Origin of the sequence: Desulfofundulus sp. (assembly GCF_049701015.1) — a bacterium.
Taxonomy (GTDB): domain Bacteria; phylum Bacillota; class Desulfotomaculia; order Desulfotomaculales; family Desulfovirgulaceae; genus Desulfofundulus.
Genome location: NZ_JBNATZ010000279.1, coordinates 1 through 3,104, shown reverse-complemented (window position 1 = coordinate 3,104; position 3,104 = coordinate 1). Strand labels below are relative to the sequence as shown.

Annotated in this window: 3 protein-coding genes; all 3 read left to right on the top strand. The window is 54.6% G+C overall.

Going from position 1 to position 3,104, the window contains the following annotated elements; translation table 11 throughout:
* Nucleotides 1–767: sensor histidine kinase (locus ACPLUI_RS13175; RefSeq protein WP_424660711.1), on the top strand; the 767-nt coding region annotated here is incomplete at its 5' end.
* A gap of 49 nt (nucleotides 768–816) precedes the next feature.
* On the top strand, nucleotides 817–2,373 hold the full coding sequence (locus ACPLUI_RS13170; RefSeq protein ID WP_424660710.1) for a sigma-54-dependent transcriptional regulator: 1,557 nt from the start codon (nucleotides 817–819) through the stop codon (nucleotides 2,371–2,373).
* Nucleotides 2,374–2,748: 375 nt separating this feature from the next.
* Nucleotides 2,749–3,104, top strand: a 356-nt coding sequence (locus tag ACPLUI_RS13165; RefSeq protein ID WP_424660709.1) for an iron-containing alcohol dehydrogenase, incomplete at its 3' end; no start/stop codon positions are given.

Genomic DNA, 3,104 nt, shown 5'->3' with positions numbered 1-3,104 from the left:
TGCGCCTGGTGGCCACGCAGCCTCCGCTGCCGTGCAACGGCCTGGTGGTGCCCCGGAATTCGGTGCTCTGGGAGCTGGCGGTCATAGGTGAAATGGCCGCGGGCGTGGCCCACGAACTGAACAGTCCCATGACCGTGATCATTGGCAACGCCCAGATGCTGCAGCGTGAGCTGGGGCCTGAGCACCCGGCTTCCCAGTTGCTCAGGGATATCGTTACCTGCGGCCTGCGCTGCAAAAAGATAATCCAGAACCTGCTCACCTTTGCCCGCCAGGAACCGCCGGTGGTAGCCTCCACCGACCTCAATGAGGTGGTGGAAAGAGTGCTGAGCCTGGTTAAGTATCAGATTAACCGGAACGGGATAAATGTCTACACGGACCGCGCCCCGGACCTGCCCAGGGTGGCCGCCAACGGCCAACAGCTCGACCAGGTTTTGATCAACCTGTTGCTCAATGCCCGGGATGCTTTAGAAGGGGTGGAAAGGGAAAGGTATATTCATATCCGCACCGGGGTGCGCAGGGATGAAAATGGGCGGCGTTATGTAGTCGTGACTGTTCAGGATAACGGGCAGGGGATTTCCCCTGAAAATATGAACCGGGTTTTTGATCCCTTTTTTACGACGAAAGAAGCTTCCCGGGGTACCGGGCTGGGATTGAGCGTGAGCCTTGGCATTGCCCGGGCCCACGGGGGGACCATCGAAGTAGAGAGCCGCCCGGGTGAGGGGAGCACCTTCACGCTGGTTCTCCCCTTGGAGGAGGGCCGGTCCTAGATTTTCCATGCTCGAGTTCTAAATACAGCCTGTTTCCGGAGGGATTATTTTGTCTCTACAGGCACGTATCCTGGTGGTAGATGATGAAGTGGAGGTAGGCACCTTTTTCCGCTGCCTGCTGGAAAGAAAAGGGTACCGGGTAACCGTAGCTACAAGTGGCCAGGAGGCCCGCGAGGCCATTAACGACCAGAAGTTTCACGTGGCGGTGGTTGATTTAAAGCTGCCCGATTTCGATGGCCTGTTCCTGCTCCAGGAGGTAAAAAAGGTACAGCCCGGCTGTGAAGTCATAATCATGACGGGGTACAGCACCACCAGGACGGCTGTGAGGGCCATTCAACTGGGGGCTTACGATTACATTGAAAAGCCCTTCGAGGACATTTCGCAAATCGAGGCCTTGATCGATAAAGCCCTTGATTTTGCAGGTGGTGCTGAAGAGAGGAAAAAAAGGCTTTCCACCGCCGAATGGGGCCATATTGCCGCTCAGGCGGGAATAATTGTCGGGAACAGCCGGGCCATGAGCCAGCTTCTTTCCGTGGCTTTTAAAATTGCCCGCAAGGATGTTAACGTCCTGATCCAGGGGGAAACCGGCACCGGCAAGGAAGTGCTGGCCCGCTTCATCCATGCGGCCAGCCACCGGAGCGACCGCCCCTTTATTCCCGTTAACTGCGGTGCGCTGCCGGAAAATCTTCTGGAAAGCGAGTTGTTTGGTCATGAAAAGGGTGCGTTTACAGGTGCCACCGGCCAGCGCAAGGGTATTTTCGAGCTGGCCAACCATGGCACACTGTTCCTGGATGAAATTGGTGAGGCCAGTCTGTCCATCCAGGTAAAGCTCCTCCGGGTGCTGGAAACCGGGGAGTTCATGCGGGTGGGGGGAGAAAAACCCATTAAAACCGATGTCCGCGTAATTGCCGCCACCAATGTGGATCTGGAGCAGGCCGTCAGGGAAAAGAACTTCCGGGAAGACTTATTTTACCGGCTTGACGTGGTACGGCTGCATCTCCCCCCATTAAGGGAACGTAAAGAAGATATTCCGGTGCTGGTCAATCATTTTTTGAATGAGCTTGCTGGACGTGGAACAGGCCAGAGTATAAAAATCTCCCCTGAAGCAATGAAAATCATGGTGCAGTATTCCTGGCCGGGCAACGTGCGGGAACTGGTTAATGCCATCCACCAGGCCGCGGCCCTGTGCGACGGTACGGTAATTTTACCCGGGCACCTCTCCAACCGCATAACCGGTGCCCTTAACCGTTTCCCCAGGGCGGCTTCGGCGTCCCCGGATGACAAGCCGGAGGGCTCACCTTTTTTAGCGCAACTGCAAAACCTGGTGCGTTCAAGGGATTTCCTGGCCGGCCTCGAGGACGGGGAACTGCCACGGATTTTTCATTTGTTAAAGGTACTGGAAAAAAGCGTGCTGGAGGTGATGTTCCGCAGGGGCGTTCCCTGCCCGCCTCCCGCAACCATAGAGCAAATGGAAAGGGAAGCCATCAATCAGGCCCTGGTTTATTCCCGCGGCAACATTACCCTGGCCGCCCGTATCCTGGGTATCGGACGGAATACTCTCTACCGGAAATTAAAAGAGATGCAGGGCGAAGCAGGAAACAGCTAATTTACAGGGAACATCGTTAGACCCTCGCTCCGGCGTTCCGCGCAAGATGAGCCCCGTGCGTCCATATATACCGGAAAGTTCAGCTTTTCACATATGGCAGGTCAACCGCTTTCCAGCTGAAAGCGGTTTATTTCTTGATAGGGGCCGCTTCTGAATTCCTAAACTGAAACTCCCCGCTCCAAATTGGCTGAGTTTTTGTCCCGTAATGGAACGATCTCGTCACGGGTAACCGTTAATGCAACGAATTTCAAGACTTTTATTACTGGTATGAAAAATGCTTTACTTTAAATAATAAAAATAAAAATCCTTACAGGAGAGGAATAAATGAGTGTCTATTCCTCTTCTGGAACATTAAAGTACAGGAGGCGGTTTTAAATGGCATTGGGTGAACAGGTTTACGGGTATTACATCCCTACGGTGAACCTCATGGGTATCGGGGCTCACAAAAAGGTCGGGGAACAGGTGAAAATTCTCGGCGGCAGGAGGGTGCTCATTGTAACTGATGCCTATCTGGCCAAGTCCGGCATGGCCGACCAGATTAAGGCGCAGGTGGAAGAGACCGGCGCCGAGGCCATTATCTTTGCCGGAGCCGAGCCCAATCCCACCGATATCAACGTCCATGACGGCTTGAAAGTGTTCCAGGAAAACCGGTGCAACATGATCATTTCCCTGGGCGGCGGCGCCCGGCCGGTATCCATCGCCTCCCTGTCGGGGATGAAAGATCAAACCAT